This window comes from Streptomyces sp. NPDC008086, from assembly GCF_042957325.1.
In the GTDB taxonomy this organism is placed as follows: domain Bacteria; phylum Actinomycetota; class Actinomycetes; order Streptomycetales; family Streptomycetaceae; genus Streptomyces.
This window is the reverse complement of the sequence record NZ_JBIBIA010000006.1, coordinates 171,104-197,201: the sequence shown is the minus strand read 5'-3', so window position 1 is coordinate 197,201 and position 26,098 is coordinate 171,104. Positions and strand designations below refer to the sequence as shown.

At 70.1% G+C, this 26,098-nt stretch carries 28 protein-coding genes and 1 riboswitch; of the genes, 15 read left to right on the top strand and 13 right to left on the bottom strand.

What is annotated here, in order from left to right; translation table 11 throughout:
• Window positions 1-25: 25 nt before the first annotated feature.
• Entirely contained in the window at window positions 26-205 is a 180-nt protein-coding gene (locus ACFZBP_RS22300; protein ID WP_062725369.1) for a hypothetical protein, read from the bottom strand.
• Window positions 206-522: 317 nt separating this feature from the next.
• On the opposite strand from ACFZBP_RS22300, the gene ACFZBP_RS22295 reads away from it, so the two are divergent.
• Window positions 523-2,577: a UvrD-helicase domain-containing protein gene (locus ACFZBP_RS22295; RefSeq protein WP_391415453.1), complete on the top strand. Its 2,055-nt coding sequence runs from the start codon at window positions 523-525 to the stop codon at window positions 2,575-2,577.
• Window positions 2,578-3,038: 461 nt separating this feature from the next.
• On the opposite strand, the gene ACFZBP_RS22290 is transcribed toward ACFZBP_RS22295, so the two are convergent.
• Together ACFZBP_RS22290 and ACFZBP_RS22285 are read right to left on the bottom strand one after the other, a co-directional pair.
• Complete coding sequence (locus ACFZBP_RS22290) at window positions 3,039-3,734, bottom strand: copper homeostasis protein CutC (RefSeq protein ID WP_391415451.1); 696 nt, start codon at window positions 3,732-3,734, stop codon at window positions 3,039-3,041.
• Between the two features lie 94 nt (window positions 3,735-3,828).
• On the bottom strand, window positions 3,829-4,503 hold the full coding sequence (locus ACFZBP_RS22285) for a maleylpyruvate isomerase family mycothiol-dependent enzyme (RefSeq protein WP_383447223.1): 675 nt from the start codon (window positions 4,501-4,503) through the stop codon (window positions 3,829-3,831).
• Between the two features lie 155 nt (window positions 4,504-4,658).
• Here ACFZBP_RS22285 and ACFZBP_RS22280 point away from each other — a divergent pair, with 155 nt between their 5' ends.
• Entirely contained in the window at window positions 4,659-5,981 is a 1,323-nt protein-coding gene (locus ACFZBP_RS22280) for a serine hydrolase (protein ID WP_391415449.1), read from the top strand.
• On the opposite strand, the gene ACFZBP_RS22275 is transcribed toward ACFZBP_RS22280, so the two are convergent.
• Complete coding sequence (locus tag ACFZBP_RS22275) at window positions 5,927-6,538, bottom strand: hypothetical protein (protein ID WP_391415447.1); 612 nt, start codon at window positions 6,536-6,538, stop codon at window positions 5,927-5,929. The genes ACFZBP_RS22280 and ACFZBP_RS22275 overlap by 55 nt on opposite strands.
• A gap of 86 nt (window positions 6,539-6,624) precedes the next feature.
• On the opposite strand from ACFZBP_RS22275, the gene ACFZBP_RS22270 reads away from it, so the two are divergent.
• The 3 genes from ACFZBP_RS22270 (at window position 6,625) to ACFZBP_RS22260 (ending at window position 8,974) form a co-directional block, all read left to right on the top strand.
• A complete protein-coding gene (locus ACFZBP_RS22270) occupies window positions 6,625-7,278 on the top strand; it encodes an HD domain-containing protein (protein WP_391415444.1) in 654 nt (217 codons plus the stop codon).
• Between the two features lie 27 nt (window positions 7,279-7,305).
• Window positions 7,306-8,415, top strand: coding sequence for a GNAT family N-acetyltransferase (locus ACFZBP_RS22265; protein WP_391415442.1), 1,110 nt, complete (start codon window positions 7,306-7,308; stop codon window positions 8,413-8,415).
• An 85-nt stretch (window positions 8,416-8,500) separates the two neighbouring features.
• Window positions 8,501-8,974 (top strand): carboxymuconolactone decarboxylase family protein, encoded by a 474-nt coding sequence (locus ACFZBP_RS22260; protein WP_383447208.1) that lies wholly within the window; start codon window positions 8,501-8,503, stop codon window positions 8,972-8,974.
• A 59-nt stretch (window positions 8,975-9,033) separates the two neighbouring features.
• Here ACFZBP_RS22260 and ACFZBP_RS22255 read toward each other — a convergent pair whose 3' ends face one another.
• Window positions 9,034-9,303, bottom strand: a complete 270-nt coding sequence (locus ACFZBP_RS22255; protein ID WP_383447205.1) for a DUF4031 domain-containing protein — start codon at window positions 9,301-9,303, stop codon at window positions 9,034-9,036.
• A 4-nt stretch (window positions 9,304-9,307) separates the two neighbouring features.
• On the bottom strand, window positions 9,308-9,715 hold the full coding sequence (locus tag ACFZBP_RS22250) for a hypothetical protein (protein WP_391415439.1): 408 nt from the start codon (window positions 9,713-9,715) through the stop codon (window positions 9,308-9,310).
• Between the two features lie 55 nt (window positions 9,716-9,770).
• On the opposite strand from ACFZBP_RS22250, the gene ACFZBP_RS22245 reads away from it, so the two are divergent.
• The 3 genes from ACFZBP_RS22245 (at window position 9,771) to ACFZBP_RS22235 (ending at window position 12,691) form a co-directional block, all read left to right on the top strand.
• Entirely contained in the window at window positions 9,771-10,685 is a 915-nt protein-coding gene (locus tag ACFZBP_RS22245; RefSeq protein ID WP_391415437.1) for an SIS domain-containing protein, read from the top strand.
• Between the two features lie 137 nt (window positions 10,686-10,822).
• Window positions 10,823-11,755 carry an N-acetylmuramic acid 6-phosphate etherase gene (murQ, locus tag ACFZBP_RS22240; protein ID WP_391415434.1) on the top strand — a complete coding sequence of 311 codons (933 nt, stop codon included), beginning with the start codon at window positions 10,823-10,825 and terminating at the stop codon, window positions 11,753-11,755.
• Between the two features lie 129 nt (window positions 11,756-11,884).
• Window positions 11,885-12,691 (top strand): hypothetical protein, encoded by an 807-nt coding sequence (locus ACFZBP_RS22235; RefSeq protein WP_391415432.1) that lies wholly within the window; start codon window positions 11,885-11,887, stop codon window positions 12,689-12,691.
• 84 nt (window positions 12,692-12,775) lie between these two features.
• Here the strand turns inward: ACFZBP_RS22235 and ACFZBP_RS22230 are convergent, their stop codons facing one another.
• The gene (locus ACFZBP_RS22230) at window positions 12,776-13,168 is read right to left on the bottom strand and encodes a hypothetical protein (RefSeq protein WP_383447185.1); all 393 of its coding nucleotides are present in this window, start codon (window positions 13,166-13,168) and stop codon (window positions 12,776-12,778) included.
• 115 nt (window positions 13,169-13,283) lie between these two features.
• Between ACFZBP_RS22230 and ACFZBP_RS22225 the strand changes: the two genes are divergently transcribed.
• The 6 genes from ACFZBP_RS22225 (at window position 13,284) to ACFZBP_RS22200 (ending at window position 17,480) form a co-directional block, all read left to right on the top strand.
• On the top strand, window positions 13,284-14,123 hold the full coding sequence (locus ACFZBP_RS22225; protein WP_391415430.1) for a Scr1 family TA system antitoxin-like transcriptional regulator: 840 nt from the start codon (window positions 13,284-13,286) through the stop codon (window positions 14,121-14,123).
• Window positions 14,107-14,373, top strand: coding sequence for a DUF397 domain-containing protein (locus ACFZBP_RS22220; RefSeq protein WP_391415427.1), 267 nt, complete (start codon window positions 14,107-14,109; stop codon window positions 14,371-14,373). The genes ACFZBP_RS22225 and ACFZBP_RS22220 overlap by 17 nt, the downstream gene beginning before the upstream one ends.
• A 21-nt stretch (window positions 14,374-14,394) precedes the next feature.
• Complete coding sequence (locus tag ACFZBP_RS22215; RefSeq protein WP_391415425.1) at window positions 14,395-14,940, top strand: DinB family protein; 546 nt, start codon at window positions 14,395-14,397, stop codon at window positions 14,938-14,940.
• A 219-nt stretch (window positions 14,941-15,159) separates the two neighbouring features.
• A complete protein-coding gene (locus tag ACFZBP_RS22210; RefSeq protein WP_391415423.1) occupies window positions 15,160-16,041 on the top strand; it encodes a hypothetical protein in 882 nt (293 codons plus the stop codon).
• Between the two features lie 59 nt (window positions 16,042-16,100).
• Window positions 16,101-16,781 (top strand): Uma2 family endonuclease, encoded by a 681-nt coding sequence (locus ACFZBP_RS22205; RefSeq protein ID WP_383447169.1) that lies wholly within the window; start codon window positions 16,101-16,103, stop codon window positions 16,779-16,781.
• A 123-nt stretch (window positions 16,782-16,904) separates the two neighbouring features.
• A complete protein-coding gene (locus ACFZBP_RS22200) occupies window positions 16,905-17,480 on the top strand; it encodes a hypothetical protein (RefSeq protein WP_391415420.1) in 576 nt (191 codons plus the stop codon).
• 9 nt (window positions 17,481-17,489) lie between these two features.
• On the opposite strand, the gene ACFZBP_RS22195 is transcribed toward ACFZBP_RS22200, so the two are convergent.
• From ACFZBP_RS22195 to thrC, 6 genes are all read right to left on the bottom strand, one after another.
• On the bottom strand, window positions 17,490-18,944 hold the full coding sequence (locus ACFZBP_RS22195) for an MFS transporter (RefSeq protein WP_391415418.1): 1,455 nt from the start codon (window positions 18,942-18,944) through the stop codon (window positions 17,490-17,492).
• Window positions 18,945-19,082: 138 nt separating this feature from the next.
• Window positions 19,083-20,210, bottom strand: a complete 1,128-nt coding sequence (locus tag ACFZBP_RS22190) for an NADH:flavin oxidoreductase (protein WP_391415416.1) — start codon at window positions 20,208-20,210, stop codon at window positions 19,083-19,085.
• A gap of 341 nt (window positions 20,211-20,551) precedes the next feature.
• Window positions 20,552-22,174: a chaperonin GroEL gene (gene groL, locus ACFZBP_RS22185; protein WP_383447156.1), complete on the bottom strand. Its 1,623-nt coding sequence runs from the start codon at window positions 22,172-22,174 to the stop codon at window positions 20,552-20,554.
• Between the two features lie 359 nt (window positions 22,175-22,533).
• Window positions 22,534-22,740: a cold-shock protein gene (locus tag ACFZBP_RS22180; protein WP_007493268.1), complete on the bottom strand. Its 207-nt coding sequence runs from the start codon at window positions 22,738-22,740 to the stop codon at window positions 22,534-22,536.
• Between the two features lie 452 nt (window positions 22,741-23,192).
• Window positions 23,193-23,468, bottom strand: a complete 276-nt coding sequence (locus tag ACFZBP_RS22175) for a MoaD/ThiS family protein (RefSeq protein WP_391415414.1) — start codon at window positions 23,466-23,468, stop codon at window positions 23,193-23,195.
• A gap of 94 nt (window positions 23,469-23,562) precedes the next feature.
• Window positions 23,563-24,861 (bottom strand): threonine synthase, encoded by a 1,299-nt coding sequence (thrC, locus tag ACFZBP_RS22170; RefSeq protein WP_383447149.1) that lies wholly within the window; start codon window positions 24,859-24,861, stop codon window positions 23,563-23,565.
• Between the two features lie 18 nt (window positions 24,862-24,879).
• Window positions 24,880-25,018: riboswitch (SAM riboswitch) on the bottom strand.
• A gap of 135 nt (window positions 25,019-25,153) precedes the next feature.
• Here thrC and ACFZBP_RS22165 point away from each other — a divergent pair.
• Window positions 25,154-26,098: a glucosyl-3-phosphoglycerate synthase gene (locus ACFZBP_RS22165; protein ID WP_383447146.1), complete on the top strand. Its 945-nt coding sequence runs from the start codon at window positions 25,154-25,156 to the stop codon at window positions 26,096-26,098.

Below are 26,098 nucleotides of genomic sequence, written 5' to 3'. Positions count from 1 at the left end.
GGGCCGGAAGAGGAGGCCCTCGGCGTCACTTGCGGCGGACGCCAGCCTCCTCGCCGTACTCACCGAGGATGATCACGTCGAAGGCCGCGCCTGCGAACACCTTGACGGCACGCAGGGCTTCACCGAGGCGATGACGGTGGTTCCCCTGGAGCGCGGTCGCTCCGCGGGGACCCACGGGGGCTGGGTGGATGGTTGCTGCGCTCATGTCTCCATGATGGGTTCGCGGCCATAAAGACCGCATCGGCCTGGGGACCGAAGCCGCCTACGGTCCGCGTACACCTCGGGACGGACCGCACACCCTCAGGGAGGAGGGCGGTGTCCCCTAGGGGACGGAGGGGCCGAGGGACGGAGAGACGGAACCGGAGGCTCACTGGCAACTGGATGGAAATTCATTGGCCTACGGCATGCCCCCTCACCTAAGATCTCCGCTCTTGCCCGCCTCCGTTCACGGAGTGCCGCCGTCCGGACGGAAACCGGTCGGCCTCTCACCCACCCACAGGTAGGTCCTCCGGAGGCACCCCCTTGTCCACGCCCGTCGACGACCCCCTGGACCCGCTCTCCAGGGAGCGCGCCCACCTCGCGTCCTCCCGCGTCGCCCTGCGTGCCATGCGTGCGGACGTCGAGTCCCTCGACATCAGCGACGTCACCGCGAACTGGGTCAACGCCGAAGTCCTCGCCCGTCAGATCGACGAGCGCATCAAGGCGCTGGCCGACCTCAGCGACACCCCGCTGTTCTTCGGCCGCCTCGACTATCTGCACGCACCCGGCGCGCAAGAAGCGGAAGGCGCCGAGGGCGAGCGCTTCTACATCGGGCGCCGGCATGTGCACGACGCCGAGGGCGACCCGATGGTCATCGACTGGCGAGCGCCGGTGTCCCAGCCGTTCTACCGGGCGTCCAAGAAGGACCCGATGGACATCGCGCTGCGCCGCCGTTTCGGCTACACGGGCGGCGATCTCACGGCGTACGAGGACGAGCACCTCTCGGACCCGGCGGAGGCGGCCCGGACGAGCAAGCTGCTCCAGCAGGAGATCGAGCGTCCGCGCGTGGGCCCGATGCGGGACATCGTGGCGACGATCCAGCCCGAGCAGGACGAGATCGTCCGGTCCGGGCTCGGCGGGACGGTCTGCGTGCAGGGCGGCCCCGGCACCGGGAAGACGGCGGTGGGCCTGCACCGGGTCGCGTACCTCCTCTATGCCCACCGCGAGCGGCTCGCCCGCACCGGCACGCTGGTCATCGGGCCGAACAAGTCCTTCCTGCACTACATCGAGCAGGTCCTCCCGGCGCTGGGCGAGTTGGCGGTCCGCCAGGCCACGGTCGACGACCTCGTCGCCCATGTCGAGGTGCGCGGCACCGACGAGGCGGCAGCTGCGGTCGTCAAGGGCGACGCGAGGATGGCGGAGGTGTTGCGGCGGGCGGTGTACTCGCATGTGAGCATGCCGACGGAGCCGGTGGTCGTCGTGCGCGGGTCGCGTCGGTGGCGGGTCCCCGCGTACGAACTGGAGGAGATGGTCAGGGAGTTGCTGTCCCGGGACATCCGATACGGTGCCGCCCGTGAGGCGCTTCCGCAGCGGATCGCGCATGCCGTGCTGGTCCAGATGGAGCGGTCGGGGGAGGCGCCGGACGACCGGGTGCAGGACGCGGTGGCCCGCAACAGTGCGGTGAAGGCGGCGGTGAAGGCGATCTGGCCGCCCGTCGATCCGGCGAAGCTCGTGCTGCGGCTGCTCGCGGACGCCGACTTCCTCGCCGTCCACGCGGAGGGGGTGCTCAGCGAGGACGAGCAGAAGACGATTCTCTGGGCGAAGCCGGCGCGGAGTGTGAAGTCGGCCAAGTGGTCGGCGGCGGACGCGGTGCTGGTCGACGAGGCGCACGACATCGTGGCGCGTACGCCGTCTCTGGGGCATGTGGTCCTGGACGAGGCGCAGGACCTCTCTCCGATGCAGTACCGGGCGGTGGGGCGGCGCTGCACCACCGGTTCGGCGACGGTGCTCGGTGATCTGGCGCAGGGTACGACGCCGTGGGCTACGCGCAGTTGGGACGAGGCGCTGGCGCACCTGGGCAAGTCGGACGGCGTCATCGAAGAACTCACGGCCGGTTTCCGAGTCCCGACGGACGTCATCACATACGCCTCTCGTCTCCTCCCTTCCATCGCGCCCGGTCTGACGCCGGTGGCGTCGATCCGTGAGAACCCGGGCTTCTTCGAGGTGCGTCCGGCTGCTTCCTCGTCGGCCGGTGAAGTGGTCGCCGCCTGCGAGGAGTTGTTGCGCAACGAGGGGTCGGTGGGGTTGATCGCCGCGGACGCCAGGGTTGCGGTGCTGGCGGACGCCTTGGCCTCGGCCGGGATCGCCTACCTCGCGCCCGGCGAGGAGACGACCCACCACACCCGCCTGACGCTGGTCCCTGCGTCCCTCGCCAAGGGTCTCGAGTACGACTACGTCGTCCTGGACGAGCCCCAGGCAGTCGTGGACGGCGAGCCGGACGAACGGACCGGGTTGCGCCGGTTGTATGTCGCGCTGACGCGAGCGGTGTCGGGCTTGATCGTGGTCCATGCGGCGGGGGTGCCGGGGCCGCTGGCGTGACCGGGGGGGTGGGGGGTGGTGAGGTCTCATTGCCGACTGCGGGCCGGATGTGGCTGGTCGCGCAGTTCCCCGCGCCCCTAAGGCACCCGCGTGGTCAGGTCTCGCAGCAGACTGCCGACCGCCTGCGGCTGGTCGCGCCGTTCCCCGCGGCCCTAAGGCGCGCACCTGGTCAGGTCTCGCAGCAGACTGCCGACCGCCTGCGGCTGGTCGCGCCGTTCCTCGCGGCCCTAAGGCGCGCACCTGGTGAGGTTCGTGGTGGGGTGCGGGGCGGTGGGGGCTGGTCGCGCCGTTCCCCGCGCCCCTCAGGGGTTGCAGGCAGCGGCCCTGGCTGGTGCCCGCGCGGCGGAGCCGCGTATCGGCACAGGGCCGCACCGCTGCTCACCGGCGGCACGGGTGGGCGCGGCGCACCCCGTCAGCGCCGGGCTGCGCGACCCACCCCCGCCGAGTAAGCGCGCCGGTGGCTAGGAAACGCCGTCCAGTACGGCCCGCCACTCCGCGACGGCCGCCGCGGACACCGGCGCGGCCCAGCCGGCCGGGCGGGCCGCGCCACCGATGTGGAAGGCGTTGATGCCGGCTCGGGCCAGGGTCGGGACGTGGTCGAGCCGCAGGCCGCCGCCCACCAGAAGCCGCTGCTCATACCCCGGCTCCCCACCCCGCGCCGCCTCCGCGAGCAACGTGGGGAGGCCTTCGTCCACGCCGGCCCCCGACCCGGCGGTGAGGTAGGTGTCCAGCCCCGGCATCCCGTCCAGCTGCTTCCGCAGCGCATCCCGGTCGGCAGCCCGGTCGATCGCGCGATGGAAGGTCCACCGGCACCCGTCCAACGCCCCCACGACCCGCTCCACGGCCCCGAGATCCACCCCGCCGTCGGCATCGAGGAACCCGAGCACGAACTCCTCGGCCCCCGCGTCCCGCATCGTCCGAGCCGCCCGTACCACCGGCTCCACGTCCCCCACCGCGAACCCCGCCGCCGGCCGCAGCATCACGCGCAGGTCGATGTCGACGGCGGCACGGATCCCGGCGAAGGTCTCCACCGGCGGGGTGAGCCCGTCGGCCGCCATGTCGGTGACCAGTTCGAGCCGGTCCGCACCCCCGGCCTGGGCGGCGACGGCGTCCTCGACCCCGAGGGCGATCACCTCCAGGACTGCACGCTTGCTCATGGGACCCCATTCCTCGGCCTACAGGTCTAGTCCAATCCAGGGTACGCCCTGTGCTCGCGGCAGCGCCGGCGGCAGGCCCTGCTCCTGGCCACCGTCACCCGAAGATGTTCAGACCCCCGGCGTCCACCCCCACCAGCTCATACGCAGCCCCCTCGACCGGCCGCCCCGCATAAAGCCGCACCAGCGTCGCCGCGTCCCCGATGTACCGCGCCGGCGGCCGCGAAGCCGCCGCCTCCCCCAGCCGCAGGGGCTCGTCGACGTCGTCCAGGTCGGCCTGCAACGGCACGTGCCGCCGATCTCGGGTCAGCCACGCGAGCAGCCGAAGCGCGTCGGGCAGCCCGGCCCCGGCGTACGCCCCCGGCTCCCCGAGCACCTCCCGTACGTCCCCGGCGTGCACCCACTCCCCCAGCGCGATGCCATCCAAGGCCCCGCCCGCCCTGGCGATCACCGGCCCCGCCTCGGTCATCCCGCGCTCCAGCTCGTCGACGATCTGCGCGGGGGTCCAGTCGGCGCGCTCGGCGATGTCCCGGTCGTTGGACTCGGGCGAGAACACACCCTCCTCGAACCGGTTCTCCACCACCCGCATCAACGCGGCCGAACAGTGCGCCAGCACATCCCGCACCGACCACCCCGGACACCCGACCGTCGGTACTGCGAAGTCCCCCTCCGCCCGCCCCCGCAACAACGGCACCAGCGCATCCCGCTCAACGACCAACAACCGCCCCGCCAACCCGGGGTCCCGCACACCAAGCCCATCACCAGAAGTCATGAGCCCCACGCTAGGTCCGCACCGCCCCCACGGAGGGAGAACCCCGCCCCCTCGTACAACGAACGACGCCGCCCGTGCCCCCTAGGTCGTGTCCCCGACCCCTTTCCGGGTGATTCCCGATGGTGTGAGCGTCGGCCACTTGGTGAGCTGATCTCATGAGCCGTCTTCAGCCGCCTCGCCGCCTACCCATCGTCACTGTCCTCGCCGTCATCGCCGCCGTCCTGGGGACTCTCCCCGCCGCCTCGGCCGATCGGCCCAACCACCCTCCGGCGCCCCGATTACACCCGAAGCACCAGGCCCCGCACGCGAAGACCCAGGCCGTCCTGCACGAGATCGTCACGCAGGGCACCCCCGGTGTCATCGCCCAGGTACGCGACCGGCACGGGGTCTGGGAGGGGCGGGCCGGTGTCCGCAGGCTCGGTGTGGACAGGCCGCGAAGCACTCACGAGAGGTTCCGTATCGCCAGCGTGACGAAGACCTTCACGGCCACCGTGCTCCTGAAGCTCGAAGCCGAGGGGAAGCTGTCGCTGGACGACAGCTTGGCCAAGTGGCTGCCGGGAGTGGTGCACGGCAAGGGGTACCGGCCCGGACACATCACCGTGCGGCACCTGCTCAACCACACGAGCGGGATCTTCGACTACAACATGGACGACGGCTTCCGCGCCCGGTACGCGGGGGACGAGTTCGACCGGAACCGCCACCGCAGGTGGTCCCCCCGGGAACTGGTGGACATCGCCCTCGCCCACCCGCCGAACTTCCAGCCGGAGCAGGGCAGCAGGCCCGGCAGTCCTGGAAAATGGGACTACTCGGACACCAACTACGTCGTCGCCGGCATGATCGTCGAGAAGGCCACCGGCCGCAGTTACGCGCACGCGGTCGAGCGCCTCGTCATCCGGCCCCTCGGTCTGCGCGGCACGAGCGTGCCGGGCGCCTCGCTCTGGCTGCCCGCACCGCACGCGAGGCACTACTCCACGCTGTTCGAGAACGGGCCGCAGGCGAAGATACGCGATGTCACCGAGTTCAGCCCCACGGTCGCGTTCTCCGCGGGGCAGATGATCTCGACCGTCGGCGACGTGAACACGTTCCTGTCCAAGCTGCTCGCCGGAGAGCTGCTGCCACCCGCCCAGCAACGGCAGCTGCTCGACGCCGTCCCCGTGGACGGGGACAAGGGGCACGGCGGTCCGCAGGACGTCTACGGCCTGGGCCTGCGGCACTTCAAGCTCGCCGATGGCTGCTGGGCCTGGGGCCACGGCGGCATGATCCCCGGCTCCGCGACCCGGACCCTGGCCTCGGCGGACGGCCGGCACGTCATGACCATGAACCGCAACGGCGACTGGGGCGAGCAGTTCCTGGAGGACGCCGCCGTCGAGGCGGAGTTCTGCGAGCCCGGACACCGCCGGGACGGGTTCCCGGAAGGTGCCGCTCAGCAGCCCGCCTCGGCCCCGCTGTTCACGAACGAGTCGATGTTGACCGAGTAGCCGGCCCCGGTGGTGAGGTCGGGGCGGCTTCCGTGACCGTCCTCGGCGAGGCCCTCGGCGGTGAGGAAGACGATCCGCAGGGCCATCTCCTCTTTGGCGAAGCACAGGTCGTCGGAGGAGGCCTCGGAATGCGGATCCCATCCGTCCCGTGCCGCCGCCCTCCGGTAATGTGCGGCCACTTCAGCCCGCGTGCCGGGGAATGCCCACGTCCGGCTTGCGTACACCGAGACGTCGCCGCTGTCCGCCCAGCAGCCGACGTCGGCCTTCTCGAAGCCCCGGGGGACGGCGGCCCCGGCGGGCCGGGAGTCGAGGATGTCAAGTGCCGCCATCTCCTTCACCCTGCCGTCGGTCCCCTCGCAGTCGCCGGCGAGTTCCAGCAACGTGCAGCCAGTGAGCGTCCCGGCCGCGAGCGCGGTCGACAGGAGCAGGGATACCGGGCGGGTGACACCTGTCCGCAGAGGCAAAGTGGGCTCCAGGAGGAAGGCCGGGGCGAGCGGGCCCGCCAGGCAGCAGAGTTGTCCGTGCCGCTCCGGAGCGGCACGGACAAGTCCTACCAAGGAGCCGTCCCCGTCGCGTCGTTCCTGATGCGAGCGTGACAAATTGAATACGTCGCCTGCCCCCGCGCACCACGGACAATGAGCCCATGGCCGACCTCACCACCCCCAACACCCTCCGCACCCGCTTCACCCAAGCCCTGAACGCAACCCGCTCCCCCGCCACCACCCCCGACCCGACCCCCTACGCCGACAGCCTCCTCACCCGCTGGCAGGAACCCCAGCGCCACTACCACACCCTCACCCACCTCACCGCGGTCCTGGACCACATCGACGAGTTGGCCGACCACGCCGACAACCCGGACGTCGTACGCCTCGCCGCCTGGTTCCACGACGCGGTCTACCTCCCCGACCGCTCGGAAAACGAAGAACGCTCCGCCCGCCTGGCCGAACGCGCCCTCACAGAAGCCGGCGTCCCCGCGGAGCGCACCGCCGAGGTCGCCCGCCTCGTCCGCCTCACCACCACCCACGCCCCCGCCCCCGACGACCGCGACGGCCAGGTCCTCTGCGACGCCGACCTCGCGATCCTCGCCGCACCGCCCTCCGCGTACGCCGCGTACACGGCAGCCGTACGCGAGGAGTACCACTTCGTACCGAACGACGCCTTCCGCGAGGGAAGAGCCACGATCCTGCGCCAACTCCTCGACCTGCCAAGCCTGTTCAGCACGCCGTACGGCAGGGAGAACTGGGAGGCGACGGCCCGCTACAACCTGTCCTCCGAGCTGGAAATGCTGTCGCTCTGACCAGCCCGCCGCCGTAGCCTGCACGGCATGCGAGACATAAGCGGGGAACGGGTGGAGCAAGCCGTCGAGAGCTGCGCGGCGCTGCTGCGAACAGTGGCGGACCGGGACTGGACGGCAGTGAGAGCGGGACGGCTGGACTGGCACTGTCGCGACACCGCGCACCACGTCGCCGACGACCTCGCCGCCTACGCCGGCAACCTGGCCGGACGTGCGCGGAAGAAGTACGTCCCGTTCGAGATCGCCCTCCAGGACGGCATCGACAACGCGGACCTGATCCACATCATCGAGACCACCGGCGCCCTCCTCACCGCCACCGTCCGCACCACACCCCCCGAGGTACGGGCCTTCCACCCGTACCCGTTCCGCAGCGCGAACCGCGAGGGCTTCGCCGCGATGGGCGTGGCCGAGGTCATCCTCCACACCCACGACATCGCCGAGGGCCTCGGCGTCGCGTACGAACCTCCCTCCGCACTCCCCGAGTTCGTGCTCACCCGGATCTTCCCCGAGGTCCAGCCCGGCCCCGACCACTGGCGCACCCTGCTGTGGGCCACCGGCCGCGGCGACCTGCCCGGCCGGGAGCCGGTCACCGAGTGGCGCTGGCAGAACAACCTCGTCCTCTCCTCCGAGCGCCTCACCCTCCAGGGCGTCACCCCGGCGTCCGCCGCCGATCTGAGCGTGGGCGGCGACGGCGGGTTCACCTGGGTCGTGGGCGGCCCCTACGAGGGGACACGGGAGGCGGCCGGCATGGTGCTGAAGGCCCGCGAGGCGGGCGTGCACCGCCCCGAGTTCGGCCTGTTCGTCCTCGTACGCGAGGAGGACGGCCTCGCGGTCGGCGGCATGGGCTTCCACGGCGCTCCCGACGACGAGGGCCGGGCGGAGGTCGGCTACGACCTGGTCGAGGGCGCCCGTGGCCGCGGCTACGCCAGCGAGGCCCTGACCGCCCTGTCGGACTGGGCCCTGGCCAGGGACGACGTCCACACCCTCCAGGCCACCGTCGAGGCCGCCAACCTCCCGTCCCAGGCGGTGGCCACCCGCGCCGGGTATGTAAGGGCGCCCCAGGAGGAGCAGGACCTGAAAGAACAGGACCTGGACGAGCAGGGCTCGGGCGGGGCTCTCCAGCTCTACATCCGACGGTGACCCACGTCACACTCCCTCATGTCACATCCCGCCGAGCCGTTCCGTCATAGCTGTGTACCCGACGACAACGGCAAGGGAGTTGGCCATGAACGCCCGTCTGAACCTCTTCGAGAACCCCATCGCCGGCAAGGTCATCAAGCACTTCGCCGCGGCCGGCAAGGCGGTGCACGACTCGCCGCTGCCGCTCAGCACGCAGCACCTTGTGACGCTCCGGGCCAGCCAGATCAACGGCTGCGGCTTCTGCACCGACATGCACAGCAAGGACGCGGTGGCCGCCGGCGAGGACTGGCTGCGCCTCAACCTGGTCGCCGCCTGGCGGGAGGCCACCTGCTTCACGGAGGCCGAGCGCGCCGCGCTGGAGCTCACCGAGCAGGGCACCCGCATCGCGGACGGTGCCGGCGGGGTCCCGGACGAGGTCTGGGAGAACGCCGCCAAGCACTACGACGAGGAACAGCTCGGCGCGCTGGTGATCCTCATCGCGATGATCAACACGTACAACCGGATGAACGTCATGATCCAGCAGCCCGCGGGCAGCTACCAGCCGGGCCAGTTCGCCTAGAGCCGCGCCTGGGACCTGCCGCGCGCAGGCCGCTCCACCCGAGGCCGAGGGCGCGGGCCCTAACCATTCGCCCGCCCCTTCGGCCTCCGCAGCCCCGCCCCCTGCAGCAACCGCACCACCTCACGACTGCTGACCTCCACCGCCCCCGCCCGCACCGCGTCGGCGTAACGGTGGGACGGGATGTCGTAGTGGTCCCGCTCGAAGGCCCGTCGCGGCACGCCCAACTCGTCGGCGAACACGTGCAGTTCGTCGTACGACACGTCGCTCACCAGGTGGGACCACATCCGGCCGTGCCCCGGCCAGGTCGGGGGGTCGATGTAGATCGCCACGACGTCACGCGCTCCCCGTCGGCCCGGTCGGCCCCGTCGGCCCCTCCGCCCCTGTCGACCCCAGCGCCCCCAACGCCGCGACCTTCACCCCCGCCTGGTGGCACACCCAGTGCGGATCCGGCCCCAGCTCCGGCTCGACCTCCAGCGCGTGCGGATCACCTGAGCCGCACACCGGGCACAGTGGCCAGCGGCCGTACCGGTCGAGCAACGCGTCCTGGACGTCCTGGGCGACCAGCCCGGCCACGTACTCCACGCCGTCCGGCCACTGCTCCACCCACCAGCGACGCTGTACGACCGACTCCTCGACCAGCGACACGACGTCCGCCTCGGCGACCTCGCCCGCGACCAGGTCGGCGAGCACGAGGGCGCGGGCCGTGTGCAGCGCCTGCTCCAGCGGACTGATGGGTTCCATACACCTATTGTGCGCACTATTGACCACGCCTCGGTGTTGAAAATACCTTTCAAGGGTGACCCGTGAAGTGAAGGAAACTTTCGGAACGCGCGTGGGCGCGGCACCCGCACCCGCCGCCCTCGCCGCCAAGGTGCGCACACTCGCCCCCTCGATGACCCGCTCCATGCAGCGCGTCGCCGAAGCGGTCGCGCACGACCCGGCGGGCTGCGCGGCCCTCACGGTCACCGGCCTCGCCGAGCTCACCGGCACCAGCGAGGCCACGGTCGTGCGCACCGCCCGTCTCCTCGGCTACCCCGGCTACCGCGACCTGCGTCTCGCCCTCGCCGGCCTCGCCGCCCAGCAGCAGTCGGGCCGCGCCCCCGCCATCACGACCGACATCGCCGTGGACGACCCGATCGCCGACGTGGTCGCCAAGCTCGCCTACGACGAACAGCAGACCCTCGCCGACACGGCCGCCGGCCTCGACACCGCCCAGCTCGGAGCCGCGGTGTCCGCCGCGGCGGCGGCCCGCCGTATCGATGTGTACGGCGTCGGCGCGAGCGGGCTGGTCGCGCAGGACCTCACCCAGAAGCTGCTGCGGATAGGGCTCATAGCCCACGCGCACAGCGATCCGCATCTCGCAGTGACGAACGCGGTGCAGCTGCGGGCGGGTGATGTCGCCATCGCGATCACGCACTCCGGGTCCACGGGTGATGTCATCGAGCCGTTGCGGGTCGCGTTCGAGCGGGGAGCGACCACCGTCGCGATCACGGGGCGTCCGGATGGGCCCGTGACCCAGTACGCCGATCACATACTGACGACGTCGACGGCTCGGGAGAGCGAGTTGCGGCCCGCCGCGATGTCGTCCCGGACCAGTCAGCTGCTTGTTGTGGACTGCCTGTTTGTCGGGGTGGCTCAGCGGACGTACGAGACGGCGGCGCCGGCGTTGTCCGCGTCGTATGAGGCGCTGGCGCATCGGCACCGTCGTTAGGCCGTAGGCCCGGCCGTTGTGGAGATCTGCGGGTCCGATGTGGCTGGTCGCGCCCACGCGGCGCTAGCCGCACATCCAACACCGCCCCGCGCCCCTGGGGCGTCAAGCACACCGAAGTCGAAGAGAGCTGTCCTCCCATGACCTCCACCTCCAACCCCCGCGACCTCCGATCCGAGCTGGACTCGCTCACCACCGAGGCCTTCCGGCCCGAGCTCGCCGAGATCGACCGGCTCCCCACCCTCGACATCGCCCGGCTCATGAACGGCGAGGATGCCTCCGTGGCCGCGGCTGTCGCGGCGCGGCTTCCCGAGATCGCCGCTGCCATCGATGGCATCGCGGAGCGGATGGCGCGGGGCGGGCGCCTCGTGTACGCCGGTGCCGGTACGGCCGGTCGCCTCGGTGTGCTGGACGCCTCCGAGTGTCCGCCCACCTTCAACACCGACCCCTCCCGGGTCGTCGGGCTGATCGCGGGCGGCCCGGAGGCCATGGTCACCTCCGTCGAGGGCGCCGAGGACTCCAAGGAGCTGGCCCGGGCCGACCTGGACGCCCTCGCGCTCACCCCCACCGACACGGTGGTCGGCATCTCCGCGTCCGGCCGCACCCCGTACGCGATCGGCGCGGTCGAACACGCCCGTGCGCGGGGCGCGTTGACGGTAGGCCTGGCCTGCAACCCCGGGAGCGCGCTCGGGGCGGCGGCCGAGCACGGCATCGAGGTCGTCGTCGGTCCGGAGCTGCTGACCGGCTCGACCCGCCTCAAGGCCGGAACCGCGCAGAAGCTGGTCCTCAACATGCTGTCGACGATCACGATGATCCGGTTGGGCAAGACCTACGGGAACCTGATGGTCGACGTCCGCGCCTCCAACGACAAGCTGCGGGCCCGCTCCCGCCGTATCGTCGCGCTGGCCACGGGTGCGGAGGACACGGACATCGAGCGGGCGCTGGCCGAGGCGGGCGGTGAGGTGAAGACCGCGATCCTGGTCCTGCTGGCGGACGTGGACGGCAGCACGGCCGCCCGGCTCCTGGAGGAGTCGGCCGGTCACCTGCGAGCCGCGCTGACGTCGGCCACCTGACGCGGCCTTCCCGGCCAACCCCACACACAAGCCCGTGGCTCGCACAACCCTGCCCCGGTCACGTTGGTCTTGTGCGTGAACCCTGCACCGCAACCGGGTGCAGGGCGTTGAGCACGGGAGATGCACCACATGTCAGCCACCGCCATACGTCGTACCGTCCTGACCGCCTCCGCGGCCTCCCTCGCCCTTCTGGTCACCGCCTGCGGTGGCGGCGAGCAGGGCGGTGAGGACAAGGAGGCCAAGGGCGGCACCAAATCCTCGGCGCCCGCGGCGACGAAGACGTTCACCGCCGCCGAACTGGAGAAGCTCGTGGTCGCCGAGGGCGATGTCGAGGGCCAGAAGATCACGAAGCCGGGGAAGGCCGACGTCTTCGCGCCCGGTTCCGTGTCCGTCGACAAGGCCGAGTGCGATGCCGTCGGGCAGGTGCTGTCGGCCCTCCCGGCGGGCAAGCCGGCGGCGACCGTCCAGCGCCTCGTGGTCCAGGAGTCCGAGGCGTCCAAGAAGGGCATGCCGTCGATGGAGGAGCTCGCGGAGATGTCGGAGAAGGAGGCCGAGGAGGCGACCCTCGACTCGCTCGACATCACCAAGACGATGACCTCCCTGTGGTCCTACGAGGCCGGCGGCGCCGAGCAGACCCTCACCACGCTGCGGGAGGCGGGCAAGAAGTGCGCCGGGGGCTTCGCCATGACGGTCGACGGTGAGAAGCAGCAGGTCACGAAGGTCACCGAGGAGAAGCTCACGGCCGGCGAGGACGCCGTCGCCTGGACCGTGGGCACGAAGCAGGACGGCAGCGCCGGCGAGACCAAGGTCGTCGTCTTCCGCCAGGGCGGCACGCTCGCGGGCTTCTCGTCCTTCAACATCGCCGCGGTCACCCGCGGTGAGGCGTTCGAGCAGCCGACCGCCGTGATCGAGGCCCAGGCGGCCAAGCTCGGCTGACACGGCCTCCGGCAGGACCGGGTGGGAAGGTTGGGAAGGTCTGGTCCCAAACGCCCTTCCCGCCCGGCCGGCCCGGCCGTTGGCTCAGCAACGCATCTGCCCTTCCCGGTTGGCGCCCCGGACCTGCGCCCGCAGCACCTCCCCGCGCGGCGCCACCTGCACCGCGTCCGGCGGGCAGTCCCACTCCCGCCCACCCTCGACGGGCCGCAACTGCACCCGGCCGCCCACGTGCCCCCTGACCTCGCCGATACGCCCGTCCCGCACGTCCACGGCATGACTGCCGACGGCCGGCCGCTCGCCCCGCACCACCGACGCCAGCTTCTCGGCGACACGGACATTGCAGCGCCCGAGGTCCACGAGCGGGAACGGCTCGTCACCGGCGCCGGTCACCGGATCCACGCACAGAGACGGCAGGACGACCCCGGCACCCACGAGCGCCTCCCGCAACGACGCCACCACTTCTTCGGTCGACGGCACACTTGCCTCCACGGTCCACACAGAGTTTGCGATTCACAACACAGCGTGGCGGTCACGGCTCTAGCCTGGCCATACGGGAGACACCAACATCTCCGATGTTCGACCTGGAGCTGCCATGCCGGGACCCAAGGACCTCGACCCGTCGTCATCACCCCGCGCGCTGCTGGGCGCGGAGTTACGTCACGCCCGCGAAAGAAAGGGCCTCAGCCAGGAGGCCCTGGGCCTGAGGTTGTTCGTCAGCGGCACGTTCGTGGGGCAACTGGAGGCGGGGACGCGGCGCTTGCGGCCGGAGATGGCTCCGCTGGTGGACGAGGTGCTGGGGACGAACGGGTTCTTCGAGCGGAACTGCGAGGCGGCGAACAAGTCCCGGTATCCGGAGCACTTCGCGGAGGCGGCGGAGGCAGAGGCACAAGCGACGGCGATCAGGCAGTACGCGCCGTTGCTGATCCCGGGGCTGTTGCAGACTCCGGCGTACGCCCACGCCGTGAACCGCGCCTATGCCCCGACGGCACCCGAAGAGACCATCGACGAGTGGGTGGCGGGCCGGATGGAGCGGACGCGTCTACTCGACAACCCAACAACGCCGATGTTGTGGATGGTGCTTGACGAGGCGGTGCTGCGCCGCGAAACGGGTGGGCGTGCGGTGATGGCGGAGGCCCTGCGCCATGTCGCCGACCTGGCCCGGCGGGGCCGCGTCATCGTGCAGGTACTTCCCTTCAGTGCGGGAGCACACAAGTCGATGGAGGGTTCGCTGCGTTTGATGGACTTCGAGGACGCCCCTCCGTTGGTCTACTTCGAGGGGCCCAGCACTGGGCGACTGGAGGACGACCCGGCCACCGTCGCCCAGCTCAGGTTCACCTTCGAACTCCTCACGGCCTCCGCGCTTTCGCCTCAGAAGTCCCTGGCGTTGATCGAGCAGGTGGCGCAGGATTACGCACATGAGGAACATCCCTGAGTACGACCTGAGCACGGCTACCTGGCACAAGTCGAGCTACAGCGGCGGGGGCGGCAACGAGTGCCTGGAAATTGCCCGCTGGCGCAAGTCGACGTACAGCGGCGGCAGCGGCAGCGACTGCCTCGAAGTGGCCGACGGCCACCCCACCGTCGTTCCCGTCCGCGACTCCAAGAACCCCCACGGCCCGAAGCTCATCTTCCGCGCATCATCTTGGGCGGCCTTCGTTCGAAGCGGTCAGGATCTGACCTAGTTGCCCCCTAGCGTGGCTGTCATGACTGAGACCACGCACAACAACGCCACCACCCCTGCCACCGGCGAGCGCGCCGACATCCTGGAAGCACTCGCCAAGCAGCGGCACTTCCTGCGGTTCACCACGCGGGACCTGACCGACGAGCAGGCGGGACAGCGGACCACGGTCAGTGAGCTGTGTCTGGGCGGCCTGATCAAGCACGTCACGTCGGTGGAGCGGCACTGGGCCGAGTTCATCCTGCACGGCCCGTCCGCGATGCCCGACTTCACCGCCATGACCGAGAAGGACTGGGCCGCGCGGGCCGACGAGTTCCGGATGCTGCCCGGTGAGACGCTGGCCGGCGTCCTGGCGGCTTACGAGGAAGTGGCGGCCCGGACCGACGAGTTGGTCACCACCCTGCCCGACCTGAACGTCACGCATCTGCTGCCCAAGGCACCGTGGAACGAGCCCGGGGCTCGGATGTCGGCCCGCAGGGTGCTGATGCACGTCGTCGCCGAGACGGCCCAGCACTCCGGCCACGCCGACATCATCCGCGAGGCCCTGGACGGCGCGAAGAGCATGGGCTGAGCGCGCCCGGGGCTCAAGCGGCCAGCCCCGAGCCGCCATTTCAAGGAATGGTTGGAGGGCCTCAACCCGCCCTCCCACCCCGCGAGTTGACTTGACGAGTTCGGCTTGCCACGCACAGTGATGGTCGTCTAGCGTGCCCGAATAACGAACAGCCCCCGCCAGGTGCTCGCAACACCTGCGGGGGCTTGACCTACAAGATCGAAAAACAGGTTCGATCCCATGGCTGACGCCAACTTTAGTGCTGCCTCCCCGTCCGCGCACGCGACCCCGCACCCAATGGCCAACCCGGGCTACGGAAAAAGGTCGGCGCCGGACCAACACCCCCGCACGAACCACGACTTCGCCGCACTCCCACCCCGGGAAGCCGCGATCGCCGCGTACATCGACCGCTTGCCCGACGGCGCCGACATCTCCGTAAAGACGCTGGCCAAGCAGCTCCCGTACGGACAGTGCGCGCTCCGCACGGCCCTCAACAACCTCCAGCGGGCAGGGCACTTGCGCCGAGGCCGCGAGCACCTGACCGCCGCGTCGGGCAGCGCCCGCTGGATCACCCGATCGTGGTTCTCCCGTACCGCACGCGACGACGCGTGGTGGGCTGCGTTCACGAGGGGTGACGTACCGCGGGAGCCCCCACCGGACGGCCCGCCCCGTCAGACCCGCTCCCGCGCCCACGTCCTGCTGGCCGCCCTCGGCCGCGAGGCCCCCGCGCTGTCGCTGTCGGCCGCCGAGTGCGCGATGCTCGCGCCGCTGGTCGCCGAGTGGTACGCGCGAGGCGCCACCGACACGGACGTACGCCGCGCCCTGACGACCGGCCTCCCGACCCCGGTCCACCACCCGGCCGCCCTGCTCCGCACCCGCCTCACCACCAAAATCCCCCCTGAACCGGCCCCGCCCCGTCCACCCCTGCGCATCCTGGAATGCGCCAAGTGCGGAGTCCCCGGCCGCCCGGAGGCCCTACCGGGCGGCGTCTGCGGAACGTGCCGGGGCGAAGGCGCCCCCAGTCGCCACCACGCGCCTCCGCAAGCCTCCACAGTCCAAGCCCGCGCGGCGGAAATCCGTGCCGCAATGGATCAACGACGACACGAAAGGACACCCGCGTGACAGCTCCCACGGTCCGGCGCCACCACTCCAGGGCAGGATGGGAGGAAGGAGGCGACGCCATGACCCCAGACACCGCTGAGCGCCCGCAGATGTCCGTCGAGGACTTCGATGAACTCGTCCGCAGGGCTCCGGAGGAGCTGCGCGACAGGCTGGAGTTCCTCGGCGGGCGGCTGTGCATCCGGCACGGGCCGCTCGACGTCGACGAATTCGAGGAGCTGGCCGCCGCAGCTCCGGAAACCGTGCGGCTCGAGTACATCAACGGAAGGGTCGTAGTCAAGGCCATGCCGGACGGCAATCACGGCGAGATCTTCATGTGGCTCGTGCGCCAATGCATGCAGCAACGGCCTGAGCTGAATCTCATGCCCGAGCGGGGCGTCAAGGCCGAGACATACCGCAAGGGCCGCGCCCGTACGGACGGGTTCCTGGCACCGGTGGGCCACTTCAAGGGTCATGGCGAGTGGTCGGCATCCGACGGCGCCCTCATGGCCGTAGAGATCACCTCTCACGACCGGGACACCAACCAACGCGACCGTATCGACAAGCCCGTCGGCTACGCAGGGGCCAAGATTCCCGTCTACCTCCTCATCGACCGCGACATCGACACCGTCACGGTGTACAGCGAGCCGAAGGACGGACGGTACCTCCAGGCATCGTCCTACCCATGGGGGTCCATCGTCGAGCTGCCCGCCCCCGTCGGCATCACCCTGAACACCGAGGAGCTCAAGGACTACGCCGACTGACGCCCGCACGGACCCACCGGGCCGCGGCCCGGTTGGAGGCAGAGCCTCCCCATGTGCATGCTGAAGGCTGCCCCCAGCACCCGAGCACGCCAGCCGGCCCCCGCAAGCCCCCGGAGCCACCCGATGAACCACGCCCAGCTGACCGCCCTCGGCCGAGCCCTCCGCCTCGTAGGCGAACACGGCGAATCCCTCACCGCCGACACCTCCGACGCCAAACTCCACGAGGTCAAGGCCGACCTCCGCCGCGCCCTCGATCTCCTCGACGAGAGCGTCACCAGCGCCGCCCCGACCACGCGCTGCCCGGAGCACCCGAACGGCCCGGTCGACACCGCCGCTCCCGACCTCTGCCTGCTCTGCGAGACGCGTCGCCGCGCGGCCCGCCGGGCCGAGTTCAACGGCTCCGGCCCGGCCGCTCCCTACGCCCCCGAGCACCCCGTCCCCTCCCGCTACGGAGTCCGGGGCGACCGCCCGCAGCCCCAGCAGCGCTGGCTGCCGGAGCTGTGGAACGGCCAGGAGTGGCAGCTGTGCGGCACCCCGCGCCGCGACCGCCGCGAGGCCGAGCTCTACCTCGCCGCCGCCCGCCGCGGCCCGCGCCCGGCGATGGCCTACCGGCTGGTGCACGAGTTCACCGACTACGAGGTGCTGCGCGTCTGGGGCACCCCGGTGAAGGTCGACATCGAGCCGCTCGGCAACCTGTAGTTCCGCCGGTTACCGCTTGGCCGCCCCCGCCGGTTCGGCCGAGCCCTCCGACCTCACCGGCTCCCCGTCCGCGGCAGCGGCCCCCTGCCGCGGGATGAACGACGCCACCACGAACGCCAGCAGCGCGGCTCCCGCACCCACGGCGAGGACCACCTTGAAGGCGTTCTCGGACGGCAGCGCGTAGCCGCCGAGGTTCGTCGTCATCTGGGCGAGGATCACACCGGCGACCGCACTCGCACTGGACGTGCCGAGCGAGCGCATCAGCGTGTTGAGGCTGTTCGCGGCGGCCGTCTCCGACGCCGGTACGGCGCTCATGATGAGGGCGGGCATCGAGCCGTAGCCGAAGCCGACGCCGGTGCCGATGACGCAGGCCACCAGGATGAAGTGCCAGACCTCGGACATCAGGACGATGTTGAGGCTGTAGCCGAGGGCGATGATCAGGACACCCACCATCAGCGTGACCTTCGGGCCCTTGGTCCGGGAGATCGCGGCTGACACCGGTGCCGTCGCCATCATCACCAGGCCGGACGGCGCCATGCACAGGCCCGCGACCAGCATCGACTTGCCGAGGCCGTAGCCGGTCTGCGCGGGGAGCTGGAGGAGCTGCGGGATGACCAGGCTCATCGCGAACATCGCGAATCCGACGGCGATCGAGGCCAGGTTGGTGACCAGGACCTGGCGGCGGGCCGTGGTCCGCAGGTCGACCAGCGGCTGCCCGGTCCGCAGCTCCCACCAGCCCCATGTCGGCAGGACGAGCGCGGCCGCGGTGAACAGTCCCAGCGTCGTGCCACTGCCCCAGCCCCAGTCGGCGCCCTTGGAGATGGCCAGCAGCAGACACACCAGGCCGACCGCCAGGCCCACGCCGCCGACCAAGTCGAACCGGCCGCCGGTGCGCACCTTCGACTCGGGCACGAACAGCAGCACGCACACCAGCGCCGCGACCCCCATGCCGGCCGACGTCCAGAACAGGACGTGCCAGTTGAAGTAGTCAGCGATCAGCGCGGCGGCGGGCAGACCGAGCGCACCGCCGATACCGAGGGAGGCGCTCATCAGGGCGGTGGCGGAGCCGAGGCGTTCGGCGGGGAGCTCGTCACGCATGATGCTGATGCCGAGCGGGATCACACCGGAGGCCAGGCCCTGGAGCACCCGTCCGACGATCATCGGAACCAGCGAGTCGCTCAGCGCGCAGACCACCGAGCCGGCCACCAGCAGCACGATGCTGACCAGCAGCATCCGCCGCTTGCCGTACATGTCGCCGAGCCGCCCCATCACGGGCGTGGCGACGGCCGCCGCGAGCAGCGTCGCCGTGACCGCCCAGGCCGTGTCCGACGCGGGCGCGTCCAGCAGCCGCGGCAGCTCCGGGACGATCGGGATGACCAGGGTCTGCATCAGCGAGACGACGATCCCGGCGAAGGCCAGCACCGCCACCACGGCATTCGTTCTCGGCGATGGGGGGTGGGACATTTCGGGGCCTCCGTCGGCGTACGGGCGCGAAAGCACGCGTAAGGCACGCGTGATTGACCGAGGCAACCTTAAGTCAGTTGATTGACTTACTCAAGCGAGGCAGGTCACCCCTCACGGGGAGGGATGACCGGACCTACGTCAGCTCAGGGTCTTCAGCGAGGCCGCGTCGTACGGCGCCAGCTCGTCGAAGCGGCCGCCCAGGACCTTCGCCGCCCACTGAGGGTCCTGGAGCAGCGCGCGGCCGACGGCGACGAAGTCGTACTCCTCGGCCTCCAGGCGGTCCAGGAGGTCGTCGAAGCCCTTGACCGTGGACCCCTCGCCCATGAACGCGCCGATGAAGTCGCCGTCGAGGCCGACCGAGCCGACGGTGATCGTGGGCTTGCCGGTGAGCTTCTTCGTCCAGCCGGCCAGGTTGAGGTCGGAGCCGTCGAACTCCGGGATCCAGTAGCGGCGGGTGGAGGCGTGGAAGGCGTCGACGCCGGCCGCGGCGAGCGGGGTGAGGATGGCCTCCAGCTCCTCCGGGGTCTCGGCGAGCCGGGCGTCGTAGGCCTCCTGCTTCCACTGCGAGTAGCGGAAGATGACGGGGAAGTCCGCGGAGACCCGCTCCCGTACGGCGGCCACGATCTCCGCCGCGAACTTCGTACGGGCGACCGGGTCACCGCCGTAGGCGTCGGTGCGGCGGTTGGTGCCCGCCCACAGGAACTGGTCGACGAGGTAGCCGTGGGCGCCGTGCAGCTCGACGCCGTCGAAGCCGATGCGCTCGGCGTCCGCCGCGGCCTGGGCGAAGGCGGCGATGACGTCGTCGAGGTCGCGCTGGGTCATCTCCTTGCCAGTGGGCTCGGTCTCACCGATGCGGATGCCGGACGGGCCGACGGCGGGGGCCTCGGGATACGGCGACTGGCCCTCCTTGCGCACCATGCCGATGTGCCACAGCTGCGGCACGATCGTGCCGCCGGCCGCGTGCACCGCGTCGGCGACCTTCGCCCAGCCGGCCAGCTGCTCCTCCCCGTGGAACCGCGGGACCCGGCTGCTCTGCCCGGCCGAGTCGTGCCCGACGTACGTGCCCTCGGTGACGATCAGGCCCACGCCGGCCGCTGCGCGCCGCGCGTAGTACGACAGCACGTCCTCGCCGGGGACGCCGCCCGGGGAGAACATGCGCGTCATCGGCGCCATCACGATGCGGTTCGGCACGGTCAGGCCATTGATGACGGTCGGCCGAGACAGAATCTGCGCCGCCCGGGAGGCGGCGGGCTGGGTGACGGTCACGTGGAGGGCTCCTTGGAACGGGGTTGCTTATACCGGTCAGTATGTGCACACGCATTGTTGCACCACATTAAGCAACGGCGAGTGTGATGCTGCGCATTCCCAAGGAGGGGGACAGGTTTCGTAGCGACGGCGGCTACACGAGGGCTGGTCGCGCAGTTCCCCGCGCCCCTAAAGGGGCGCTGGCTGCAGTGCCCTTCTTTTAGGGGCGCGGGGAACTGCGCGACCAGCCCCCACCGGCCCGCACCCGCCAAAACACCGAGGGCGGCACCCCCTGTCGCAACAGGAAGTGCCGCCCTCGGCAAGGACGTTGATCAACCGGAGGTCAAAGACCCCGAGGCCGATCAGAAGTCCATGTCACCGCCCGGCATACCGCCACCGGCAGGCGCGGCGGCCTTCTCCGGCTTGTCGGCGATAACAGCCTCGGTGGTGAGGAACAGCGCAGCGATCGACGCGGCGTTCTGCAGCGCGGACCGCGTCACCTTCGCCGGGTCGATGATGCCCTCGGCGACCAGGTCGACGTACTCACCGGTCGCGGCGTTCAGACCGTGACCCGGGGTGAGGTTGCGGACCTTCTCCACCACGACGCCGCCCTCAAGACCGGCGTTCACGGCGATCTGCTTCAGCGGAGCCTCGAGCGCGAGCTTGACCGCGGCGGCACCCGTCGCCTCGTCACCCTCGAGCTCCAGCTTCTCGAAGACACCGGAGGCCTGCAGCAGGGCCACGCCACCACCGGCGACGATGCCCTCCTCGACGGCCGCCTTGGCGTTGCGCACGGCGTCCTCGATGCGGTGCTTGCGCTCCTTGAGCTCGACCTCGGTCGCGGCACCGGCCTTGATGACGGCGACGCCACCGGCGAGCTTCGCCAGGCGCTCCTGGAGCTTCTCGCGGTCGTAGTCCGAGTCGCTGTTCTCGATCTCGGCACGGATCTGGTTCACGCGACCCGCGACCTGGTCCGAGGAGCCCGCACCGTCGACGATGGTGGTCTCGTCCTTGGTGATGACGACCTTGCGGGCCTTGCCCAGGAGGTCCAGGGAGGTGTTCTCGAGCTTGAGACCGACCTCCTCGGAGATGACCTCGCCACCGGTGAGGATGGCGATGTCGTTCAGCATGGCCTTGCGACGGTCACCGAAGCCCGGGGCCTTGACCGCGACGGACTTGAAGGTGCCGCGGATCTTGTTGACGACCAGGGTCGACAGGGCCTCGCCCTCGACGTCCTCGGCGATGATCAGCAGCGGCTTGCCCGACTGCATGACCTTCTCCAGCAGCGGGAGCAGGTCCTTGACCGCGGAGATCTTGGAGTTGGCGATCAGGATGTACGGGTCGTCGAGGACGGCCTCCATACGCTCCATGTCGGTGGCGAAGTACGCCGAGATGTAGCCCTTGTCGAAGCGCATACCCTCGGTGAGCTCCAGCTCCAGACCGAAGGTCTGGGACTCCTCGACGGTGATGACGCCTTCCTTGCCGACCTTGTCCATCGCCTCGGCGATGAGCTCGCCGATCTGGGTGTCGGCGGCGGAGATGGAGGCCGTGGAGGCGATCTGCTCCTTGGTCTCGACATCCTTGGCCTGCTCGAGCAGGGCGGCGGAGACGGCCTCGACGGCACGCTCGATACCACGCTTGAGGGCCATCGGGTTGGCGCCGGCGGCTACGTTGCGCAGACCCTCCTTGACCAGGGCCTGGGCGAGAACGGTCGCGGTGGTCGTACCGTCACCGGCGACGTCGTCCGTCTTCTTGGCGACTTCCTTGACCAGCTCGGCGCCGATCTTCTCGTACGGGTCCTCGAGCTCGATCTCCTTGGCGATGGACACACCATCGTTGGTGATCGTGGGGGCGCCCCACTTCTTCTCGAGGACGACGTTGCGACCCTTGGGGCCGAGCGTCACCTTGACGGCGTCCGCGAGCTGGTTCATGCCGCGCTCGAGGCCGCGCCGCGCCTCCTCGTCGAACGCGATGATCTTGGCCATGTGAAGTGGTCCCTCCAGGACTGGGGGTGATTCCTTCGGACCGCGCCCGCGCCCGCGACGGACGGCTCACATGCCTTGTGGTTCCTTGCCCCACCCGGCCTGCGGGCCTCACCGACCCGGTCCTTCTTTGTCACTCTCACCTTCAGAGTGCTAACGCCAATGATTAGCACTCGCCCCCGGAGAGTGCAAGGCGCCCTCGCGAAGCGAGGGCTCGATGTGGGGTGGCGGTCGGGCGACGGGCGGGCGCAAGCGGCTCTCGGGGATCGCCCCCCTGTGGCTGGGCACGGCGAAGGGCCCGCACCCCGGGAGGTGCGGGCCCTTCGAAGAAGAACGTCGCTGCTGTTAAGTCGACGCGTGCTTCAGCCGGTCGCCAGCCGGACCATGTCCGCCTGCGGCCCCTTCTGACCCTGCGAGATCTCGAAATCGACCCGCTGGCCCTCTTCCAGGGTGCGGTACCCGTCCATCTGGATCGCGCTGTAGTGGACGAAAACATCCGCACCACCGTCGACCGCGATGAAGCCGTACCCCTTCTCCGCGTTGAACCACTTGACGGTGCCCTGAGCCATGCCTAACTCCCCTATTACTGGCCCTTGCACAGATCCACACTTCGCGGATCCGGGTCAGACCTCACCCCCCATCGGTCGGGGGCGTGCGCCGGAACGCGTCGACCGCGGCTGAATGTATCTGCCCAACTGCCGTCTGCAACAGGTCAATCGGACGAGAAATCCGGGCACGACCGGTCGGGAATGTGGGGACAATTCCGCTGACTTCAGGTCAAGTCGGACCCGGCAAACGGAACAAAAGCCGCAAAAAACCCGCACACTTTGGCTACTTCTTGTCGGGCTCGCGGTGGAGATAAAGGGGCGCCGACCCTTGGATCGGCGACGCGTTCCCCAACTGTACCTCGCTCAACCACACAGAATTGCCCCCTCCGCTTCTCTCACGGAGGGGGCAATTCGATGAACTCTCGGTGACCGGGGTTACCGAAGGTAATGATCGGTCATTCGGTCAGCCTCGATCAGCCACCGGCGACGGCCGGGATGATGGAAACGCCCGCACCGTCCGGCGTCGCCGTCTCCAGCCCCTGCTCGAAACGGACGTCGTCGTCATTGACGTAGACATTCACGAACCGACGCAGCTTGCCCTGGTCGTCCAGCACCCGGGCGGCGATCCCGGTGTGGTTCTTCTCCAGTTCGGCGATGACCTCGCCGAGGGTGCCGCCCTCGGCTGTCACTTCGGCCTGGCCACCCGTGTAGGTACGCAGGATGGTGGGGATGCGGACGTTGACGCTCACGTATGACCTCCGGTCGGGTAGTCGCCCCTAGGGGCGCGGGGAACTGCGCGACCGGCCCCCACGGCCCGCAGACGAAAATCCATGGGACAGGCCCCTAGACGAGACCAGCCTCGCGGAACGAATCAAGGTTGGGACGAATGGTCGCAGTAAGCCCCGTACCGGCCACCGCGTCCAGCGTCTTGAGTCCGTCGCCGGTGTTCAGCACGACAGTCGTCAGGGTCGGGTCGAGCAGTCCGTTCTCGATCAGCTTCCGCGTCACGCCCACGGTCACACCACCGGCGGTCTCGGCGAAGATCCCCTCGGTCCGCGCAAGCACCTTGATCGCGTCGACGACCTGCTCGTCCGTCACGTCCTCCACCGCACCCCCGGTACGACGGGCGATGTCCAGCACGTACGGCCCGTCCGCCGGGTTGCCGATCGCCAGCGACTTGGCGATGGTGTTCGGCTTCTGCGGCCGTACGACGTCGTGCCCCGCCTTGAAGGCCACCGACACCGGCGAGCACCCCTCGGCCTGCGCACCGAAGATCTTGTATGGCTTGTCCTCGACGAGCCCGAGCTTGATCAGCTCCTGCAGCCCCTTGTCGATCTTCGTGAGCTGCGAGCCGGAGGCGATCGGGACGACCAGCTGGTCCGGGAGCTGCCAGCCGAGCTGCTCGCAGATCTCGTACGCGAGCGTCTTGGAGCCCTCGGCGTAGTACGGCCGCAGGTTGACGTTGACGAAGCCCCAGCCCTCACCGGCCGGGTCGCCGATCAGCTCGGAGCAGAATCGGTTCACGTCGTCGTAGTTGCCCTCGATGCCGACGAGCTCGCCGCCGTAGATCGCGGCCATGACGACCTTGCCCTGCTCCAGGTCGTGCGGGATGAAGACGCAGGAACGGAAGCCGGCCCGGGCGGCCGCGGCACCCACCGCGCCGGCGAGGTTGCCGGTGGAGGAGCAGGAGAGGGTGGTGAAGCCGAAGGCGCGGGCCGCCTCCAGGGCCTGGGCGACGACGCGGTCCTTGAAGGAGTGCGTGGGGTTGCCGGAGTCGTCCTTGATGAACAGCTTGCCGGCGTCCACGCCCAGCTCACGGGCGAGGTTGTCGGCCTTGACGAGCTGGGTCCAGCCGGGGTTGATGTTCGGCTTGGTAGCCACGTCGGCCGGGACGGGAAGGAGGGGCGCGTAGCGCCAGATGTTCGCGGGGCCCGCTTCGATCCGCTTGCGGAGCTCCTCGGTGTCGTAGGCCGAGAAGTCGTAGGCGATCTCCAGCGGGCCGAAACACTCCTCGCAGGCGAAGACCGGCCCGAGGGGCACCCGGTGACCGCACTCGCGACAGGAGAGCGCGGCGGCGGGGCCGAGGTCTACCGTGGAAGCGGTGGTGGAGTCGGTGGTGCTTGCAACAGTCTGCGCAGCCATGTGAGGCGAGGCCCTTTCTCCTCATCTTCCTCACGACGCATCTCGCCGTGAGACGGATTTGGCACCTTCCCTAGCCGGGAGCCTCGCGTGAACGAGACCGGCTGGAGGGTTGCCGGGGCTTCATCGGGCCGTATCCCTCTGCCCCTCTGGATGAGCGGTATGAAGTTGTGGTCGGCGGCCAACCAGGACATGCGATGGTCACCCGCGTTGTTCAAGACTGTAACCGACAACCTGGACAGTTGAGATAGTCGTCCGAACCGCGAGATGGATCACACGCGAAGGAGCCGCTTACGTGCTGGAAGAAGTCGAGCGCTGGCTGAGCACCCGCTCCTGGTCCGCGAGCGATCGCCCGCTCCACCAGATCCTGGCCGCCAAACAGCGTACGGGCCGGTCGGTCTCCGTCGTCCTGCCCGCGCTCGACGAGGAGGAGACCGTCGGCGACATCGTCGCGGTCATCCGTCACGACCTCATGCGGCAGGTGCCGCTGGTCGACGAGATCGTCGTCGTCGACTCGGGCTCCACCGACCGCACCTCCGAGGTCGCCGCGGCGGCGGGCGCGACCGTGGTGCACCGGGACGCGATCCTCCCGCGCGTCCCGGCCGTGCCCGGCAAGGGCGAGGTGCTGTGGCGCTCGCTGCTCGTCACGACCGGGGACATTGTCTGCTTCATCGACGCCGACCTGAAGGACTTCTCCTCCGACTTCGTCTCCGGCATCGTCGGCCCGCTGCTCACCGACCCCGAGATCGACCTGGTCAAGGGCATGTACGACCGTCCCCTGGGCGGTGCGGCGGGCCAGGGCGGCCGGGTCACCGAACTGATGGCCCGCCCGCTGCTGAACATGCACTGGCCGCAGCTGGCCGGCTTCGTGCAGCCGCTCGGCGGCGAGTACGCGGCCCGCAGGTCGCTGCTGGAACAACTGCCGTTCCCCGTCGGATACGGCGTGGAGCTGGGCATGCTGGTCGACGCCCTGCACCTGGTGGGCCTCGACGCGCTGGCCCAGGTGGACGTGGGCGTGCGCAAGCACCGCCATCAGGACGGCCAGGCCCTCGGCCGGATGTCCGCGGCGATCTATCGCACGGCCCAGCTGAGGCTGGCCCGGGGCCATCTGGTCCGCCCGTCCCTCACCCAGTTCGAGCGGGGCGAGGACGGTTTCGAGCCGCGTACGTACTCCGTGGACACGGAGGAGCGGCCGCCGATGGTGGAGATCGCGGAGTACGCGACGAGGAAGGTCGCGTGA

Coding starts and splice junctions, on each gene's coding strand:
- ACFZBP_RS22300 (WP_062725369.1), bottom strand. CDS start 205: ATGAGCGCAGCAACCATCCACCCAGCCCCCGTGGGTCCCCGCGGAGCG.
- ACFZBP_RS22290 (WP_391415451.1), bottom strand. CDS start 3,734: ATGAGCAAGCGTGCAGTCCTGGAGGTGATCGCCCTCGGGGTCGAGGAC.
- ACFZBP_RS22285 (WP_383447223.1), bottom strand. CDS start 4,503: ATGACTTCTGGTGATGGGCTTGGTGTGCGGGACCCCGGGTTGGCGGGG.
- ACFZBP_RS22280 (WP_391415449.1), top strand. CDS start 4,659: ATGAGCCGTCTTCAGCCGCCTCGCCGCCTACCCATCGTCACTGTCCTC.
- ACFZBP_RS22270 (WP_391415444.1), top strand. CDS start 6,625: ATGGCCGACCTCACCACCCCCAACACCCTCCGCACCCGCTTCACCCAA.
- ACFZBP_RS22265 (WP_391415442.1), top strand. CDS start 7,306: ATGCGAGACATAAGCGGGGAACGGGTGGAGCAAGCCGTCGAGAGCTGC.
- ACFZBP_RS22260 (WP_383447208.1), top strand. CDS start 8,501: ATGAACGCCCGTCTGAACCTCTTCGAGAACCCCATCGCCGGCAAGGTC.
- ACFZBP_RS22250 (WP_391415439.1), bottom strand. CDS start 9,715: ATGGAACCCATCAGTCCGCTGGAGCAGGCGCTGCACACGGCCCGCGCC.
- murQ (WP_391415434.1), top strand. CDS start 10,823: ATGACCTCCACCTCCAACCCCCGCGACCTCCGATCCGAGCTGGACTCG.
- ACFZBP_RS22235 (WP_391415432.1), top strand. CDS start 11,885: ATGTCAGCCACCGCCATACGTCGTACCGTCCTGACCGCCTCCGCGGCC.
- ACFZBP_RS22225 (WP_391415430.1), top strand. CDS start 13,284: ATGCCGGGACCCAAGGACCTCGACCCGTCGTCATCACCCCGCGCGCTG.
- ACFZBP_RS22220 (WP_391415427.1), top strand. CDS start 14,107: ATGAGGAACATCCCTGAGTACGACCTGAGCACGGCTACCTGGCACAAG.
- ACFZBP_RS22215 (WP_391415425.1), top strand. CDS start 14,395: ATGACTGAGACCACGCACAACAACGCCACCACCCCTGCCACCGGCGAG.
- ACFZBP_RS22210 (WP_391415423.1), top strand. CDS start 15,160: ATGGCTGACGCCAACTTTAGTGCTGCCTCCCCGTCCGCGCACGCGACC.
- ACFZBP_RS22205 (WP_383447169.1), top strand. CDS start 16,101: ATGACCCCAGACACCGCTGAGCGCCCGCAGATGTCCGTCGAGGACTTC.
- ACFZBP_RS22200 (WP_391415420.1), top strand. CDS start 16,905: ATGAACCACGCCCAGCTGACCGCCCTCGGCCGAGCCCTCCGCCTCGTA.
- ACFZBP_RS22195 (WP_391415418.1), bottom strand. CDS start 18,944: ATGTCCCACCCCCCATCGCCGAGAACGAATGCCGTGGTGGCGGTGCTG.
- groL (WP_383447156.1), bottom strand. CDS start 22,174: ATGGCCAAGATCATCGCGTTCGACGAGGAGGCGCGGCGCGGCCTCGAG.
- ACFZBP_RS22180 (WP_007493268.1), bottom strand. CDS start 22,740: ATGGCTCAGGGCACCGTCAAGTGGTTCAACGCGGAGAAGGGGTACGGC.
- thrC (WP_383447149.1), bottom strand. CDS start 24,861: ATGGCTGCGCAGACTGTTGCAAGCACCACCGACTCCACCACCGCTTCC.